Raw genomic sequence first — 17,346 nt, 5'->3', positions numbered from 1 at the left:
AAGTTGTCATATTTTTCTCGGAATTGGACTTGGCTTTTTTCTGTATTTGGATAGGGATATAACATTAACTGCTCCTTATTGTTTTATGTATGAGGCAAGTCATATATAAGCAATTATTTATTACATCACCGTGTAAAATAAATGCTTATCTTATCGCCACTGAAACTTCGAACCTTCCTGGTTGAGTTCTCACTTCATACTACTCAACTTTTGAGCAGAGTTATACTCACTTTTAATAATAACTAATCAATAGACTCATAAAATTTAGTTATGGAAAATGTGTCAGTTAAAAGGGTTCGTAAAGCTGATGTAGCTGTTATAATTATTGCCAATATTTTAGGCTACGGCATTTATAAAATTGCTGATGGCTGCTCTCTTTTCTTTTTCTTCTAAGTTATTGGTTGGTTTGAATATATGCGTCAATCTTCTGCTCTTGATATCCTAAAAACAGGTCAAAATGTCTTTTTGACTGGCTCAGCAGGTTCAGGTAAGACCTATACACTCAATCAATACATCGATTATCTACGCGCACGCCGTGTGCCAGTGGCGGTCACTGCCAGTACGGGGATTGCGGCCACACATATGAACGGTACGACCATTCATAGCTGGTCGGGTATCGGTATCAAAGATGAGCTAAGTGACCGAGACCTGACCACGCTATCACGCAAACAGTTTTTAGCAGATAGATTAAAGGACACGGCGGTACTCATCATTGATGAGATATCGATGCTGCATGCCAAGCAGATTAATTTAGTGAGTCAGGTACTCAAACATATTCGCAAAAATGATAAAGCATTTGGCGGTATTCAGGTCGTGGTTGCAGGGGACTTTTTTCAGTTACCACCGATAGGTAGCAAAGGCGAGAGCAACCGTGAAAAATTCGCTTTTATGTCTGAGGCATGGCTGGATGCCAAGTTTCATATTTGTTATTTATCTGAGCAGCATCGACAAGTGAGTGAGGCGGCCAACGGCGGTCTTGATTTGGACGATATTTTGAACCAAATTCGTCGTCAAGAAGTCACTTTTGATGCGATTGCTGCGCTAGAAGCGACCTTTGACCAAGACGTCGATATCAAGCGTACTCGTCTGTATACGCATAATCTCAACGTCAATAAAATCAATGATAAAGAATTGGCGGCACTGTCTGGTGAGATGATGCGCTTTGAAGCCACGTCTACGGGTGATAGTAAGCTGGTTGAGACACTCAAAAAGACAGTACGTACCCAAGATGATTTAGTGCTCAAAGTTGGCTCAAAGGTGATGTTTATCAAAAACAACACCGAGCTTGGTGTCTCTAACGGTACGATGGGTGAGCTGATAGGTTTTGCTGCGGTGAAAATCGACGATAGCAAAGATACCAGTGAGGCTTTGATTGAAGCTGACGATATTGACATCACTGCCGACAGTGATGAAGCATCTGCCAAAAGCACAAAAAGTAAAACCAAAAAAGACAAAGAAAAGCCAAAAGCCAAAAAGCCAACGACACAGAAAATGCCAGTGGTAAGACTCAATTCAGGACGAGAAGTCATCGCTGAGCCTGAAGAGTGGATTATCGAAGATGAGACAGGTGAAGTGCTAGCAAGCTATGAGCAAGTGCCGCTTTGTCTGGCATGGGCGATTACTATTCATAAGTCACAAGGCATGACACTGGACGCTGCTGAGATAGATTTGTCGCGTACCTTTGAGCTGGGGCAGGGCTATGTGGCATTATCAAGGCTCAAGTCGCTAGCAGGATTGCAGTTGCTGGGTATGAACGACATGAGCTTGCAGCTGGATCCATTAGCTCGCGGTGCAGACAAGCGATTTCTGGTGCTATCTGAGGAAGCTGATGCTAATTATGCGATGCTCGATGAAGAGAGTATGACGCAGGCACATGAGAAGTTCGTTCTAAAGTCAGGCGGTACACTGAGTAAGTCAGTGATTGATGGCTATGCCAATCTACAAAAGAAGCGCCGCGAGCAACAACAGGCGCAGCTAGATAAAAAGCAAAAAATGGGCAATCAGGTGTCTGATAAGTCGGACAGTACATTGCTAGCGACTAGAATACTATTAGAAGAGAGTCTGTCTATTGCAGAAATCTCTCAAGCCCGTCAGCTGTCACAATCCACCATCATGCGCCATATCGGCGAGTTAAAATCTCAAGACCCAAGCTTGGCTTGTGATCATTTGCGTCCTGAAGACGAGGTGATGACTGCCGTTGGTAATGCTTATGTGGTGATTAAAGTTGCCAATAATCCAAATGATTTTAATGATGATGGTAGTATTAAGCTGCGTCCGATATTTGACCATCTGAAGCAAAGCATTGACTACAATACCATTCGATTGGCACTTATCTTTATAACACCTTAGCGCTTGTTAAACATTCGACTATGGCAATCATCAGTGCCTAATTGTGTGCCTACTTGTGAATGGGCAACATGCCCTAATATTGAACCTATTGTTAAAACCATTAAAGCGCATGGTTTTTGTTCCAGTGTAGTGCTGAAATTGCAGTGCTCAATTTTATATCTCTCTTTATAGCGATAACTTGTTATGCCTGATTTTTCTAGCGCCACCTATCAATTAACGTCTGACCCTGTCGTAGCAGCGCTTTATGCCACTGGTGAGCACACACAGCCATTGAGAGTGGCTATTAATGGTTTTGGACGTATAGGGCGCAATGTATTGCGCGCATTGCTAGAGCGCTTTGAAGTGTTAGGTCGTGCGATTCATGTAGTGGCGATTAATGATTTAGCGCCAGCGGATATCTTGCTGCATTTATTAAAGTTTGATAGTACGCATGGGCGTTTGAGTCGACTGGGTGTGAGTGCCGAGATTGTAGAGAGTGGAGCCGACGATACCAGTAAGACTCAGCTTTGTCTGACGAAGAGTAATCTAACCTACTGTATTAACATGCTGTCGGAGGCAGATCCGAAAAATCTACCTTGGGAAGCGCTAGGTGTTGATGTGGTACTAGAGTGTACAGGTCATTTCCGCTCTTATGAGCAATCTCAGCTGCATAGAGCGGCTGGCGCGCAGCAAGTGATTATTGGTGCAGCGCCCTTTGATGATGTGGATGCCTGTATAGTGATGGGCGTCAACACGGATGAGTTAACGCGTGAGCTGCCGATTATCTCAAGTGTTTCTTGTACCACGCAAGCATTGGTACCCTTGATTGCGACCCTCGATACTGCATTTGGTGTTAAATCAGCCATGATGACCGAGATTCACGCAGTCACGGCCGACCAAACGGTACTCGATCAGGCACATCGAGATCCGAGACGCGCAAGGGCTTCTGGTTATAATATTATTCCGACCACGTCTAGCAGTATCGCTGCGACCGAGCGGGTGCTGCCGTCGATGATAGGCAAAATAAATGGGCATTCAATACGTGTACCAACCATCGATGTTGCCGCTATTGACGTGACTTTTGTGTTTGATGCGCCTAACGTGAGTGTCGATGACATTCGTGACGTGCTGAAATCGGCTAGCCAAGGTGGTTTGATTGATATTATGGCTTATACCGAGGAGCCATTGGTCTCAAGTGATTTCATCCATCAGACAGAGTCGCTTATCATCGATGGGCAGCAGTTGATGCAGGTGGGTGAGCAATATAAGGTTTTTGCTTGGTATGATAATGAATGGGGTTATGCCAATAGACTGCTAGATATGTGCCTACATCTGGCATCTAATAAAAAACCTATAGTCAATCCTCTATAAATATAGTCAATTTTTTATAAAAGAGTGACAGCGTTAACATGGCTTGAAATATCAACTCTACCTTTGCACTCAGTTGCCTTTACGCTCTTTTAAACGGAATCAACGATAGCAGCAAAATAATTTAAATTCGTTAAATTAATTGCTTGCATTCTCATGTTATATCGCTATAATAGTCCACCAATGGAGACGTGGCAGAGTGGTTGAATGCACCGGTCTTGAAAACCGACAAGGGTTCGTAGCCCTTCGAGAGTTCGAATCTCTCCGTCTCCTCCAAATTCGAAAGCCGCAATCATTCATAATGATTGCGGCTTTTTTTGTTGCATTTTTATTTTATATCGTTATAATGATGCACCTATGGAGACGTGGCAGAGTGGTTGAATGCACCGGTCTTGAAAACCGACAAGGGTTTGTAGCCCTTCGAGAGTTCGAATCTCTCCGTCTCCTCCAAATTCGAAAAAAGCCTCAATCACTATTGATTGGGGCTTTTTTTACGTTCTTTTCCAATGGCTTTTTTAATGATATTGCGATGAACTAACTTGTAATGAACTAGGGCATGTCATCAATTAGATTGTGAGGCTTAAAATGAGAAAAATTGTAGATAAACAAGGAAAGAATTGCCGTTAATATGAACATATTGACAAAATTACTGACGATGTTTAGCAAAATTTAGCCATTTTAAGGCCACTAAATGTATTAATGTGCTAATTGATGACACGCCCTAGCAATGACGTCATTTATTTCATTAGTGACTCATCAAACTCCACGGTTTGTCCATCCTCTAATGTTAAAACACCTTCGCTAATCATAATGGTCATGTCCTTGGTGTTTTTTATGGCGCGCATGACGTTGATGTCTTCTATACTGCTCTCAATGATAATTTTGCCAGACTGCTCTGGTTGAATGGGCGGATCAAACGGTGTCGAAGGCACGTTGAATCTTTTGCCTTTCGTCAGCTGCGCGTCTTGCATGATTAGCGTCCCTCTAAAGCTTTGAATAGCGACCTGACCGTGGTTTGATAGCATGAACTGTAGTTTTACTTGGTTTAGGCTATCGTCGTCGCTGGTCTTGACTGGCAGCAGGGCAATAGGGTAATTCTGTGCATTAGCGGTTGCTGCTTGCTGACCCTTGACGATAGGGCTCTTCTTACCCGTAGGATTGTTTGGATGTAAGCGCTCGTATTCACGCTGCTGTATGAGGGCTTGTTTGATAGTGGTACGTGGCATCGCGCCTGACTCATAAGCGCCGCTCAGCTTCATTCGTAACATATAGCGGCTAAGGACTTGCTGATCAGCCTTGGGTAGCTGCTCAAAGGTAGTACCGAGCTCTTTTTGCCACTGGTCTGAGTTGGTTGGTATTGTTTTTTTGTTTGGATCTGTTTGCGGCTGTGAGCACGCAGAAACGACTGGCAGTACTGCCAACGCAACCGCTAGTAACAACGCTCTGTCTAAACGCTGATATAAACCCATCATCGTACACCTCCTTGTAAATCTTTATGAACAATAAAGAGCAATAATATAATCACGTCTATATAAATCTACTACATCGTCATCTTCGCTTGGTTTTCTGATATCGACATTATATTGAAACGACTATAGTAGTTTTTTTATTAATATACCTCGTTTGATGATTGCTTGTGTTTAGTTATCGCTAAAGGGGGTATGGAAATAAAATAGGTATGTTCTTACGTTCGTGAACAGCAGAAAGGGGTAGGAGTGGTGTTGGTCAAAGCGAATAATAGTAAGAAATAGCAAAGGATATGTTTATGATGCCCATAAAAAAAGACTGAGTGCGATTAGGCGGACTCAGTCTTTTTTTATTAAAAGTCGTAAAACTGGATGATTAATAGTGGTTTTGAACCGTTATTATTATTCAATACCCATTGGCATGTTGCTTTTAACTCAGCTATCTAGTTATTGGTTTGGTCATTAGCTTGGTCGTTTTCTTGCAGCTCAGACAATGAATGCGTAATATTATTGTTATGCGTCACAACAATAGCCTCATCAATAATATGCTGGCTAACACCGCGCTTACGTAGTGTTTCGATAAAAACTTCATCATGGGCTAACGTATAATCCTGATGATCACGATCAAGACCCTGACGAATATATAGGCGGATAAGACCTTGGATACGTTTAAAACCTAAATCCGACGAAGTCGCTTCTAGTAGCGAAATCATTTCTTCAGACAGGCGAATGCTGACTGGGCGCATGATTTTTTGTGGATGATCAGAAAATTTATTTTTTACACGTACAGGTATCATAATAAACCATTACTTTTAGTGAGTAGGAGTAAAGCGCTCAGACAAAAATTAACCCAATCAATACTTCACTTACCATACAACAAAAATGCACAAAAGAACACAGTAGCCATGCGAATATTATGACCATCACAGTTATAAATGACGACCATAAAAAAAACCTTCATCAAGTAATGATGAAGGTTCTCAGTATATGGCTCTCCAACCTGGGCTCGAACCAGGGACACACGGATTAACAGTCCGTTGCTCTACCAACTGAGCTATTGGAGAATAAGTTGTCATAACAGTAAGTTTAGTAAGCATTATATAAGAACAATTGCTTATCTTGTTTGCGTTATGTGGGGCGTATTTTAGCCAAGTCATCATAGGCTGTCAACCTTATTACACCATTAATTATCAATATTGTTGTAATTAATTCAAAATAGCTCGTTATCGCCCGTTGAATAGGCAGTTCTGGTAGATAGGTGAATCTGAAATTCTTATTTATTGGCTGAGCCGTCGATACTTTTATTAAACGTATTAGCCAAAGAAAAAGTGACTTTGAAAGATGGTCAAGCAACCCTTTATTCGCCTTTGCGCTTAGGTTTCAGGCCTATATTTGATTAGACAACTTGTCTATCTTTTTGAATATTAACGCAATCCATACATCACTTGAAACAAAAAACTTATGAGTTAGCCCTTCACATTGCTAGAATATGTCTATAGAATACCGACCGTACGGTATCTTTAATGCATGCTCAAACAATTTACTTTGACCAATTGATATTGAATCGAGAAATATGCTTGATTCTAAAAGGTATGTTAAATATGAGTCCTACCACTATTGCTTATGGTTACTTAGCCATTGCCATCATTTGTGAAGTGATCGGCACTACCTTCCTAATGAAGTCAGAGCAGTTCACGCGTTTGGTACCGACGCTCATTATGGGTTTGCTTTATGTCATCTCATTTTACTTATTGACGCAGACCCTGAAGACTATACCGCTTGGTATTGCCTATGCGCTGTGGGGCGGACTCGGAATCGTACTAACATCGCTCGTCGGCTTAGTGTTTTTTAAACAAAGCCTTGATACGGCAGCAGTGGTTGGTATTGCCATGATTGTAGGCGGTGTCATGGTAATGAATTTACTCTCTAATTCTGTGGTGCACTGATATGGAAATTGAAAACGCTCATAAACGCAAAAAACAACCAGAAGTTATTCGTCGTGCACTGCTCGATCAGGCTGCACGAATAACGCTAGAGCAAGGGTTGTCTAAAGTCACCTTTCAAGCCGTGGCAGATGCGGTTGGGGTGACTAAAGGCGGCATCATGCATCATTTCGCTACTAAAAACGCGCTCATTCTTGAAGTGTTTCATGATGCGATGGCGAAGTTTGAGGCAGAGGTAGATAGCGCAATGGCGAAAGATCCAGTGAGTTATGGCTCTTTTACCCGCGCTTATATAGATGCCACTATCAGTCTAGGCGAAAAAGGGCAGGAAGAGTTTGACAGTCAAGCGACGCTATATGTATTGATGCTAGGTGATAGTGAGATGCGTAAATTGTGGGCCAAGTGGGCAAATGAGCAATTACAAAAGCATGAAGCAACCGATAATACTGAGACATTGTGTATGGTGCGGTTGGTCGCTGATGGGATTTGGCTTTCTGACTTTTCAGGTATCAATATCTCGGATAAGAAATCGCTACGTGAGCGTCTAATAAAAATGACGCAACGTGGTTTTGATTCGTAAGGATGATGCAGCGCGTTCATTAAAGTGCCGCACTCAAACTATTTATAAAGAATAACTGATAATTATATAACAACTTTTAATCACGTAATAAATTTTAGCCACATAACTAATTTTAACCACATAACGACTTGTCATCATATAACGATGTAACTTTTATTTTTAAAACTGAAACCATGACGAAATTATTCGGTAGGCGCGCTTTTATAGCACTTGTACCAGTCGTCGTAAGGAGCACTCCATGACAGCTACTCATACAAACTCAAATAATTTAACAGACATTATTGATTTAGAACAAATACAAACCGCTTATATCAATGGTCGTTATTTGGCTGTCGATGAATCTTTGGCTACTTTTGAAGATATCAATCCAGCGACAGGTGAGCTGTTAGCTACCGTTCAACAAACGACCAATGAGCAAATCGACGAGGCTGTTAAAGCAGCGCAAAAAGGTCAAAAAGTTTGGGCGGCGATGACATCGGTTGAGCGTGGCCGCATTCTACTAAATGCAGTAGCCATACTGCGCGAACGCAACGATGTATTGGCATTACTTGAGACCAAAGACACAGGTAAAGCGTATTCTGAAACTAAGTACGTGGATATCGTCACTGGTGCCGATGTCGTTGAGTATTATGCGGGTCTTGCACCGATGATTGAGGGTCGTCAGATTCCATTGCGTGATACTAGCTTTGTCTATACCCGCCGTGAGCCACTTGGTGTGGTCGCTGGTATTGGTGCATGGAATTACCCAATTCAAATCGCGATGTGGAAGGCAGCACCAGCACTAGCTGCTGGTAATGCGATGATATTCAAACCATCAGAAGTGACGCCGTTAACTGCATTGAAACTGGCAGAAATTTTGACAGAAGCAGGTTTACCAGATGGCGTATTCAACGTCGTGCAAGGCAATTATAAAGTAGGTGAGGCCTTAACTCAGCATCCTGATATCGCCAAAGTCTCGTTTACGGGTGGCGTACCGACAGGTAAAAAAGTCATGTCGAGTGCGGCATCATCATCTCTTAAAGACGTGACATTAGAGCTGGGTGGTAAATCGCCATTGATTATCTTTGATGATGCGGACATCGATACGGCGGCGGACATCGCGATGATGGCGAACTTCTATAGCAGTGGTCAGGTATGTACCAATGGTACGCGCGTGTTCATTCCTAAAGCGATGCAAGCTAAGTTTGAGCAGGCTATTTCAACACGTGTTGAGCGTATTAAGTTGGGTGATCCAATGGATAAAAATATCAACATGGGCCCACTAGTTAGCTTCCCGCATATGGAAAGAGTGCTTGGCTATATCGAGCAAGGTAAAGCCAGTGGCGCACGACTGCTAACAGGTGGTGACCGTGTGACAACAGGCGAATTGGCAAATGGCGCATTCGTCGCACCGACGGTATTCACTGATTGCACCGATGAGATGACTATCGTACGTGAGGAAATATTTGGCCCAGTAATGTCGATATTGACTTATGAGACTGAAGAAGAAGTTATTCGCCGTGCCAATGATACCGAATATGGATTGGCAGCTGGCGTCGTGACTGCTGACTTGACCCGAGCACATCGAGTCATCGCTCAAATTGAAGCGGGTATCTGCTGGTTAAATACATGGGGCGAATCAGCTGCTCAAATGCCAGTCGGCGGTTACAAGCACTCAGGTGTTGGCCGCGAAAACGGTATTGAAGCCCTTGAACACTATACGCAGACCAAATCTATCCAAGTAGAGTTAGGCGCGTTTGAATCAGTCTTTTAATTACTTTTATTGAGAAAGTTTTTGATCAGTTTTTTAATCAGTAAAGTAGTTCAGTAGAGCTAATTTGTTTTTTGTTCGACTTTACTGATAGTAAATGATTTATTTTTCAATATTATGGAGCGTTTTATGACATCAATCACACCTGAGTATGACTACATCATCGTTGGCGCAGGATCAGCAGGCAATGTGCTGGCCACGCGTTTGACCGAAGATGCCAACATTAAGGTGCTGCTACTAGAAGCGGGTCGTCCAGACCATCGCTTAGATTTTCGTACGCAGATGCCAGCAGCGCTCGCCATGCCGTTGCAAGGAACGACCTATAACTGGGGCTACAAAACTGATCCTGAGCCGTATATGAATAACCGTGTCATGGACTGCGGTCGCGGTAAAGGACTTGGCGGCTCGTCACTGATTAACGGTATGTGTTATATCCGTGGTAACGCACTAGATTTTGATGATTGGTCTAAGATTAAAGGTCTAGAAGATTGGACGTATTTGGACTGCCTGCCTTATTTTAAAAAGTTAGAAAACCGTGATGCGGGCGAAAATGACTATCATGGTGTAGGCGGTCCTGTTGAAATGACCACATCAAAACCAGGGGTCAATCCACTGTTTCAGGCGATGATTGAAGCTGGCGTGCAAGCTGGCTATCCAAGTACCGACGATTTAAATGGCTATCAGCAAGAAGGCTTTGGGCCAATGGATCGTTTCGTGACGCCTAATGGTCGCCGTGCCTCAACGGCTCGTGGTTATCTGGACCGTGCTAAGCCGCGCAGCAATATCACGATTTTGACGGGTGCACTGACCGATGTGATTTTGTTTGATGGTAAGCGTGCTATCGGTGTCAAAGTCGAGCACCAAGGTCAAACCAAAAACTTTCATGCCTCTCGTGAAGTGATTGTTTCCTCTGGTGCGATTGCTTCGCCACAATTATTGCAGCGCTCTGGTATTGGCCCTGGTCAATGGCTAAAAGATTTAGGTGTCAATGAGATTCTGGATTTGCCAGGTGTGGGTAATAATCTGCAAGATCATTTAGAGCTGTATATGCAGTATGAATGTAAGCTGCCAGTGTCGATTGCGCCTTCCAATAAATGGTGGAATAAGCCCGCCATCGGTGCAGAGTGGTTATTCAATGGTACTGGACTGGGCGCGTCAAATCAGTTCGAAGGTGGCGGTTTTATTCGTACCGATGAGAAATTTACCCATCCTAATATTCAGTATCACTTCTTGCCATTAGCAGTACGCTACGATGGTCGCAGTGCCGTGAAGTCTCATAGCTTCCAAGCGCACGTGGGCTCATTACGCTCGCCAAGTCGTGGCCGTGTCAAGCTGACATCGAAAGATCCAAGCGCTCATCCGAGTATCTTGTTTAACTATATGTCTCATGATCAAGACTGGCAAGAGTTCCGTGCTGCCATGCGTATCACTCGTGAGATTATGCATCAGCCAGCGCTTGACCCTTATCGTGGTCGCTCGATTGCACCAACCGATGATCTAGTGACCGACGCGCAGTTGGATGAGTATGTCCGTAACCACAGCGAGACGGCCTATCATCCATCTTGTACTTGTGCGATGGGCGAAGGCAATGATTCGGTTGTCAATGGCGAAGGACTAGTACATGGTATCGATGGTTTGCGCGTCGTTGATGCATCGATTATGCCAAATATCATCAGTGGCAATCTCAACGCAACAACCATTATGTTGGCAGAAAAAATCGTTGATAAGATGCGCGGTGTGCAGCTGCCACGTTCGACGGTAGATTATTTTACTGCCAATGGTGCGCCATTGAGAGCTGAGCCGATGCGCGCTTATGGCTCTGTTTAAGTTAAATGCTAATAAACGACTGTCTACATAGCGATATAAAACAGCTATATGACATAGCGTTTATGAAGAGTGTTAATAAATGATGTTGATAAGAAGGCCTTTTACATAAAGGTCTTTTTTATCCGCGCTAATGTTTTAGAAAATGAATACGATTAAGATTGATTTTTAATGACTTGCCTTGTTGCTTAAATAATTACTGAAGTAGCCATTACTTGAGCAGCAAATCTTTATTTATTGGTACTGCTTTGTGCGTCATGCGGTGATTTATATCTTGTATGACTATCAGTCATAAGATTATGACGGACAAAGCAATATCAGACCCTGTTTAATTTACCTATTGAGGTCTTTTATGTACAGCTCACCATCAAAGGATGAGACGAAACCCCTGACTCTAAATAAGACGGTTTTTTTAGGCTCAGCTATTATTTCTATTTTATTGATAATTTGGACGATTGCGTTTCCAACTTATAGTGAGACATTGTTAGGCTCAAGCATGACTTGGGTATCAGATAAGTTTGGCTGGTACTACATGCTGGTGGTTGCCGCTTATAGTATCTTTGCTTTGTTTGTCGGTTTTTCTAAGTATGGTGATATCAAGCTTGGGCAAGATCACGAAAAAGCACAGTTTCCTTTCCTAGCATGGGCGGCGATGCTGTTTTCCGCTGGTATCGGTATTGATTTACTGTTCTTTGGTGCCTCTGAGCCTTTGATGCATTATTTAACACCGCATACTGGACTAGAACCTGCGAGTGCCGAGGCCATGCGCGAAGCACTTGCGCAGACCTTTTTACATTGGGGTCTGCACGGTTGGGGTATTTATGCGCTGATTGGTATGGCGCTAGCGTATTTTGCTTATCGCAAAAACATGCCATTGGCGCTACGCTCGCCGTTGACGCCTATCTTTGGTGAACGCTTAATCAAAGGCTGGCTTGGTGATGGTATTGATACCTTTGGTGTTGTTTGTACACTCATGGGTATCGCCACCAGTTTAGGTATTGGAGTATTGCAGGCCAACGCAGGCTTGACCCATGTCTTCGGTATTGAGTCTAGCAAAACGGTTCAAACGATCATTATCGTAGGTGTTGTCGCAGCGGCGGCTGTCTCAGCGATGACAGGTGTCGAAAAAGGCGTACGTCGTCTGTCTGAATTCAACATGCTATCGTCGATATTGCTACTGATTGCTATATTGGTGATGGGCAATACGGTTTATCTGCTTAATACCTTTACCCAAAACATCGGTCAATACTTTCAAACTATTATTTATAAGACTTTTGATGTCTATGCGTATGATGGTCAAGCTGGTGCCGAGTGGAAATCTTGGTGGACGATATTTTTCTGGGCATGGTGGGTTGCTTGGGCACCATTTGTAGGTCTGTTTATCGCACGTATTAGCCGTGGCCGTACGTTACGCGAGTTTGTATTTGGCGTGATGTTCATTCCGCTTGGGTTTATTTTTGCATGGTTCTCTATCTTTGGTAATTCAGCGATAGATTTGGTTGCCAATGGCGCAACAGAGCTTGGCGAAATCGCAGTCAATGATGCTGCAATGGGCATGTTTGCGTTGTTTGAGTATTTTCCTTACAGCGATATTCTATCATTCGCTGGTGTGATTATTGGCCTTATCTTTTTTGTGACCTCAGCTGATTCAGGCGCGTTAGTACTAGCGAACTTGAGCTCACGTGGCATGACCAATGATACCGATGCTCCTGTTTGGTTACGTCTGTTTTGGGCAGCAGCCACTGGTCTTATTACCTTAGGATTATTGTTTGCAGGTGGTTTTTCTTCACTACAGTCCGTCTCTGTCATTGCAGGTTTGCCATTCTCTGTCATTCTAGTGCTCTATATGGTGGCGATGTGGAGGTCATTAAAAGAAGAAGGCAATAAACGTAAGGCCAGTACGATTGGTACGGCTAACGTGTTAGATAGTGGTAAGAGCTGGAAAGCACGCTTGCAACGTATTGTCAGTTTCCCTAAACATGCACAAGTAGAGCAGTTCTTACAAAATGTAGTTAGACCTGCCATGACGGAAGTTGAAAAAGAGTTTGCCGCAGGCGGTCTAAAAACGTCTTTGGACATCCGTAACCCTGCACATATCGGACAAGATATAGATGAAGGTATGGATGAGAGTAGCGGTCAAATAGATGGTCTAAAATTGCGAGTTGGACATGGCGATGAAGATGACTTTATTTATGAAGTCAACTTGATTAAAGCAGAGCGTCCTAACTTTACATTGAGCACCTCAACTAAGAATGCAGAGTACTATTATCGTGCAGAAGTGTTCTTAAGCGAAGGCTCGCAAGAGTATGACTTGGTTGGCTACTCCAAAGAGCAAGTATTGGTCGATATCTTAAATCAGTACGAGCGTCATTTACAGTATCTACATTTAGAGCGTTAATTCACTCATTAATATGCTCCAAATAGTTCAGTAAAAATCTTGTAAGAAACAACCCCATAAGTTGGATTCAACTTATGGGGTTGTTTCTTACAACCTAAATGATGACACGCTCTAATAAAGCGCACCAATATAAGGTAAAATTCATTTAGACCGCGTCGATACGTGGTAACGCATTAGTAAAGGATAGGTTCGTGACCAAGTTAAAATACATCGCTCATTATTCTGAGCAAGTTCAAACCCAAGCCGCGCTACTCATTAGCGATGGTAACTTGGGCGCCTATCTAGAAAAAAAGTATCCCACTCAGCACCAAATAAAAAGTGATAAGGCTCTTTATCAGTATATCAATGAGATAAAAAACCAGTATATGCGCAAAGTGGGACAGCTATCTAATGTCAGCTATAGCAGCAAGTTAAAAGTTCTCAAACATGCGCTAGGTATTCATACCACCCAGTCTCGCATACAAGGCAGTAAGCTGAAATCGCATAACAGCATCACGGTAGCCAGCTTGTTTCAAGAAGCGCCGCCTGAGTTTTTACGCATGATTGTCGTGCATGAGTTGGCACATTTTAAAGAGCATGACCATAACAAAGCGTTTTATCAACTATGCTGTCATATGGAGCCTGACTATCACCAGTTTGAGCTAGATACGCGGCTTTGGTTGCACTGGCGAGAGTTGTAACCTGAATAGCAACCTTAATAACAGCCATATAAATATCGTGTCCTTTTTTGTGCCAATCATCTGAGCCGCTAGGGCGTGTCCTCAATTCAATTGATCATATCTAAACGGGCTAAAAATGGCTGAATTTTGCCAAACATCGTTAAATAGCTGGTTAATATCCCGATATTATCTGCGCTATTTTCCTTGTTTGACTGCAATTTATCTCATTTTTATCACCATTTTTAAAATGAGGACACACCCTAGAATTACGTTATAATCCTAACCAAATAATCTATACCCCAAGTCAATAAAAGGTTGTAAGCAATGATCAATACTAAAATATATAAATCTATTTATAAATTGGCAGAAGAGCTACTAGAAGCTGACCGTATCGGCAATCAAGAAAAATTTGATGCATTTTATGCTGAGCTAAAGGCCATCTGTACTGACAACGAAAACACAGACAAAGATCATCCAGAGCAGTGGGAAACGCTTGCTGACTTTACAGAAGATTTGGACGAAGCACTGGTCATTTATGACAAAGCACTAACCAAAGCAACGGCGATCAATTCAAAGGATCATCTGTCGTCGATTGCTTTTTCTATGGCGGTGCTACAGCTTGAGACAGGTAACAAAGAAGCGGCTATTCAAAGTCTACAAAATGCCAAAATCACGGCAAATAAGATTGAAGATAAAGAGTTTAAAGTTGAGATAGATGAGATGCTGACTAAGTTGTTGGCTGAGTAGTTTCGCTCGAACAATTTTGATCGAGTAGTCCTGATTAAATGTACTTGATGAGATAGGACGTATTTGATATGCAAAATGTACCTGTGGTGATAGTCGGTGGCGGATTAAGCGGATTGTATGCCGCCTTTTTATTAGAACAAAAAGGCATCGATTATATATTGATAGAGGCCCGTGATAGATTGGGCGGTCGTATCACTGTTGCCAAATCATCAGTGGGTCAGAATGCTAGCAGTCAAAGTGGCGATCATGAAAAATCAAACGATGGCTTTGATTTAGGGCCGTCGTGGTTTTGGCCAGAGTATCAGCCGCAGTTGAGCAGTCTTATCGAGACATTAGGTTTACCACGTTTCGCTCAGTTCGAAGAGGGCGATATGATGGTTGAACGTGGCGCCAGTGAGTTGCCTATCCGTACGCAAGGTTATAAGAGCTCACCACCATCTATGCGCCTCATGGGTGGAATGACGGCTTTAATTGATGCTTTATACGCTCGCTTGGATGCCAAACGTATTGCAACGGGACAGATAGTAAGGTGCTTAACTAAAATTGGTCAGCATATCAAAATAGACAGTGAGCGTGGCTCTGAACATATCAATGCTGGTCAAATAATCACTTATCAAGCGCAGCATGTATTACTTGCACTACCACCGCGGTTGGCGGTTAGTAATATCGTATTTGAACCTGCTTTACCGCAAGATTTAGCGATAGAGTGGCAAGAAACAGCCACTTGGATGGCACCACATGCCAAGTATGTGGCTGTTTATGACTCACCATTTTGGCGAGATAACGGTCTCTCGGGTGCAGCAAGAAGTGCGATAGGGCCGCTCACTGAGATTCACGATGCCTCGTTAGCAAAGGGCGAAGGCGCTGTATTTGGTTTCTTTGGCGTGCCCGCTCACGTGCGTCAAAGCGTCTCTGTAGATGTGCTAAAAGCGCATTGCCGCGCGCAGTTGGTGCGGCTGTTAGGCGCGCAAGCAGACAAACCAAAAGCTGAGTATCTAAAAGACTGGGCGCAAGATTCATTTACTGCCATGCCTGCTGATGCCACTGGCACAGGTCAGCATGCTGTAGCACCTACTGCCAAACCAAAAACAGGTATGTGGCAAGATAGTCTGACGGGTAGTGGTAGTGAGTGGTCAGAGGCGTTCCCTGGTTATATCGCTGGTGCTATCGACGCGGCAAGCAAAGCGGTACAAAGCTTATAGGATCGTTGATGAGTGAGCCTACGGAACAGCAAATATATCGCAACAAAAACATATGGCTGATTCCTTTCGCTTGTCTACTAGCAGGCGGTGCACTCACTGGTATCTCAACCAATGTGGCAAAATACGCAGTTGACAATGGTCTCACTCCTTTGGGGTTTTTGTTTTGGTCGATCACAGGTGCTGCTATTATTCTATTGGTGGTAGCGCTCATCAGAAAAGAGCTCCCTCCCTTTAATGCTCGTAGCTTAGAATATTACTTTGTCGCCGCGCTTGTCAGCGTGGCGGCTGCTAACTTACTGCTGTTTTCTGCCATTCCACATGTGGGCGCCAGTTTCGTCGCTTTAATCCTCTCCTTACCGCCACTCTTAACGTATCTTGGCGCACTCATGCTGCGTATGGAGCGGTTCAGTACTGTCCGTGCCCTTGGCGTGGTTGCGGCACTTATCGGGGCAGGCGTGATGGCGGTGCAAAAGTTCTCTGCGCCAGATACGAGTATATTCTGGATTTTAATCGCGCTTTGCGGCCCTGTGCTGTTAGCCATTGGCAATATATATCGGACATTGCGCTGGCCTAATGATACTGCTGTTAGTGCACTCGCTCCAGGTATGCTGATTGCGGCAGCACTCCTGCTAGGCTTATTCAGTATGATGTCTGACTTTTCTATCGACATACCACGAGAAGGGCTATTGCCAGTAGGTTTAATCGCTGTCCAATCTTGTGTGTTTGCTGGTCAGTTTTTATTGTTATTTCTGCTGCAAAAAACAGGCGGACCAGTGTTATTGAGCTTGTTAGGTTCGGTAGGAGCTATTGTTGGTGTGCCCGTCGCTATATTCTTGCAAGGAGAGCAGCCACCAGAAGGCCTGTTCTTAGGAGCCTCTTTGATTGCTATTGGCGTAGCGTTAGTGACATGGGGTGGAGTAAAAATAGCGAGGGTAGCCAAAGAAGATGTTTAGCAAAGATCTATCAAACTGAAAATCTATTAAATACGCTATGTTCTTATGATCTTTTTTTATTTTGCTTTCATAATTAGAGTCTGTTCAGGCTCAATAATTGGTTACGATTAACTTCAATCATTTTTTGT

General features: G+C 43.3%; 13 protein-coding genes and 3 tRNA genes. 13 read left to right on the top strand and 3 right to left on the bottom strand.

The genetic code is table 11. The features are described 5' to 3' along the window. Nucleotides 1-414 precede the first annotated feature (414 nt). The 4 genes from I6E61_RS06845 to I6E61_RS06830 all read left to right on the top strand — a co-directional run bounded on the left by I6E61_RS06845 (nucleotide 415) and on the right by I6E61_RS06830 (nucleotide 4,146). Complete coding sequence (locus tag I6E61_RS06845) at nucleotides 415-2,349, top strand: AAA family ATPase (protein WP_197131969.1); 1,935 nt, start codon at nucleotides 415-417, stop codon at nucleotides 2,347-2,349. 183 nt (nucleotides 2,350-2,532) lie between these two features. After that, nucleotides 2,533-3,699 carry a type I glyceraldehyde-3-phosphate dehydrogenase gene (locus tag I6E61_RS06840; protein WP_227685714.1) on the top strand — a complete coding sequence of 389 codons (1,167 nt, stop codon included), beginning with the start codon at nucleotides 2,533-2,535 and terminating at the stop codon, nucleotides 3,697-3,699. Between the two features lie 182 nt (nucleotides 3,700-3,881). Continuing rightward, nucleotides 3,882-3,972: transfer RNA gene (locus tag I6E61_RS06835), tRNA-Ser, on the top strand. 83 nt (nucleotides 3,973-4,055) lie between these two features. Further along, nucleotides 4,056-4,146: transfer RNA gene (locus I6E61_RS06830), tRNA-Ser, on the top strand. A gap of 287 nt (nucleotides 4,147-4,433) precedes the next feature. Here I6E61_RS06830 and I6E61_RS06825 read toward each other — a convergent pair. From I6E61_RS06825 to I6E61_RS06815, 3 genes are all read right to left on the bottom strand, one after another. Next, on the bottom strand, nucleotides 4,434-5,168 hold the full coding sequence (locus I6E61_RS06825) for a hypothetical protein (protein ID WP_227685713.1): 735 nt from the start codon (nucleotides 5,166-5,168) through the stop codon (nucleotides 4,434-4,436). Nucleotides 5,169-5,605: 437 nt separating this feature from the next. After that, on the bottom strand, nucleotides 5,606-5,959 hold the full coding sequence (locus I6E61_RS06820) for a CopG family transcriptional regulator (RefSeq protein WP_197131967.1): 354 nt from the start codon (nucleotides 5,957-5,959) through the stop codon (nucleotides 5,606-5,608). A 191-nt stretch (nucleotides 5,960-6,150) separates the two neighbouring features. Next, nucleotides 6,151-6,226: transfer RNA gene (locus I6E61_RS06815), tRNA-Asn, on the bottom strand. 537 nt (nucleotides 6,227-6,763) lie between these two features. Between I6E61_RS06815 and I6E61_RS06810 the strand changes: the two genes are divergently transcribed. From I6E61_RS06810 to I6E61_RS06770, 9 genes are all read left to right on the top strand, one after another. Next, nucleotides 6,764-7,108: a multidrug efflux SMR transporter gene (locus I6E61_RS06810; RefSeq protein ID WP_110924296.1), complete on the top strand. Its 345-nt coding sequence runs from the start codon at nucleotides 6,764-6,766 to the stop codon at nucleotides 7,106-7,108. 1 nt (nucleotide 7,109) lies between these two features. Beyond that, on the top strand, nucleotides 7,110-7,685 hold the full coding sequence (locus tag I6E61_RS06805) for a TetR/AcrR family transcriptional regulator (protein WP_197131964.1): 576 nt from the start codon (nucleotides 7,110-7,112) through the stop codon (nucleotides 7,683-7,685). Between the two features lie 238 nt (nucleotides 7,686-7,923). Further along, nucleotides 7,924-9,438 (top strand): betaine-aldehyde dehydrogenase, encoded by a 1,515-nt coding sequence (gene betB / locus I6E61_RS06800; RefSeq protein WP_227685712.1) that lies wholly within the window; start codon nucleotides 7,924-7,926, stop codon nucleotides 9,436-9,438. A 126-nt stretch (nucleotides 9,439-9,564) separates the two neighbouring features. Further along, nucleotides 9,565-11,262, top strand: coding sequence for a choline dehydrogenase (gene betA / locus I6E61_RS06795; protein WP_197131961.1), 1,698 nt, complete (start codon nucleotides 9,565-9,567; stop codon nucleotides 11,260-11,262). A gap of 349 nt (nucleotides 11,263-11,611) precedes the next feature. Then, nucleotides 11,612-13,657 (top strand): choline BCCT transporter BetT, encoded by a 2,046-nt coding sequence (betT, locus tag I6E61_RS06790; protein ID WP_197131945.1) that lies wholly within the window; start codon nucleotides 11,612-11,614, stop codon nucleotides 13,655-13,657. Nucleotides 13,658-13,848: 191 nt separating this feature from the next. After that, the gene (locus I6E61_RS06785; protein WP_197131942.1) at nucleotides 13,849-14,337 is read left to right on the top strand and encodes a M48 family metallopeptidase; all 489 of its coding nucleotides are present in this window, start codon (nucleotides 13,849-13,851) and stop codon (nucleotides 14,335-14,337) included. A gap of 303 nt (nucleotides 14,338-14,640) precedes the next feature. Then, nucleotides 14,641-15,063 (top strand): tetratricopeptide repeat protein, encoded by a 423-nt coding sequence (locus I6E61_RS06780; protein ID WP_197131939.1) that lies wholly within the window; start codon nucleotides 14,641-14,643, stop codon nucleotides 15,061-15,063. A 68-nt stretch (nucleotides 15,064-15,131) separates the two neighbouring features. Beyond that, nucleotides 15,132-16,265 (top strand): FAD-dependent oxidoreductase, encoded by a 1,134-nt coding sequence (locus I6E61_RS06775; RefSeq protein ID WP_197131936.1) that lies wholly within the window; start codon nucleotides 15,132-15,134, stop codon nucleotides 16,263-16,265. Nucleotides 16,266-16,273: 8 nt separating this feature from the next. Next, nucleotides 16,274-17,218, top strand: coding sequence for a DMT family transporter (locus I6E61_RS06770; protein ID WP_197131920.1), 945 nt, complete (start codon nucleotides 16,274-16,276; stop codon nucleotides 17,216-17,218). Nucleotides 17,219-17,346 lie beyond the last annotated feature (128 nt).

The organism is Psychrobacter sp. NZS113 (assembly GCF_015864825.1).
Classification (GTDB): domain Bacteria; phylum Pseudomonadota; class Gammaproteobacteria; order Pseudomonadales; family Moraxellaceae; genus Psychrobacter.
The sequence above is the reverse complement of the archived record's forward strand: the minus strand, read 5'-3'. Positions and strand labels throughout refer to the sequence as shown.

What these genes read in the sequence shown, in the direction of transcription:
- I6E61_RS06845 (WP_197131969.1), top strand. Translation starts at nt 415, where the DNA reads ATGCGTCAATCTTCTGCTCTTGATATCCTAAAAACAGGTCAAAATGTC.
- I6E61_RS06840 (WP_227685714.1), top strand. Translation starts at nt 2,533, where the DNA reads ATGCCTGATTTTTCTAGCGCCACCTATCAATTAACGTCTGACCCTGTC.
- I6E61_RS06825 (WP_227685713.1), bottom strand. Translation starts at nt 5,168, where the DNA reads ATGATGGGTTTATATCAGCGTTTAGACAGAGCGTTGTTACTAGCGGTT.
- I6E61_RS06820 (WP_197131967.1), bottom strand. Translation starts at nt 5,959, where the DNA reads ATGATACCTGTACGTGTAAAAAATAAATTTTCTGATCATCCACAAAAA.
- I6E61_RS06810 (WP_110924296.1), top strand. Translation starts at nt 6,764, where the DNA reads ATGAGTCCTACCACTATTGCTTATGGTTACTTAGCCATTGCCATCATT.
- I6E61_RS06805 (WP_197131964.1), top strand. Translation starts at nt 7,110, where the DNA reads ATGGAAATTGAAAACGCTCATAAACGCAAAAAACAACCAGAAGTTATT.
- betB (WP_227685712.1), top strand. Translation starts at nt 7,924, where the DNA reads ATGACAGCTACTCATACAAACTCAAATAATTTAACAGACATTATTGAT.
- betA (WP_197131961.1), top strand. Translation starts at nt 9,565, where the DNA reads ATGACATCAATCACACCTGAGTATGACTACATCATCGTTGGCGCAGGA.
- betT (WP_197131945.1), top strand. Translation starts at nt 11,612, where the DNA reads ATGTACAGCTCACCATCAAAGGATGAGACGAAACCCCTGACTCTAAAT.
- I6E61_RS06780 (WP_197131939.1), top strand. Translation starts at nt 14,641, where the DNA reads ATGATCAATACTAAAATATATAAATCTATTTATAAATTGGCAGAAGAG.
- I6E61_RS06775 (WP_197131936.1), top strand. Translation starts at nt 15,132, where the DNA reads ATGCAAAATGTACCTGTGGTGATAGTCGGTGGCGGATTAAGCGGATTG.
- I6E61_RS06770 (WP_197131920.1), top strand. Translation starts at nt 16,274, where the DNA reads ATGAGTGAGCCTACGGAACAGCAAATATATCGCAACAAAAACATATGG.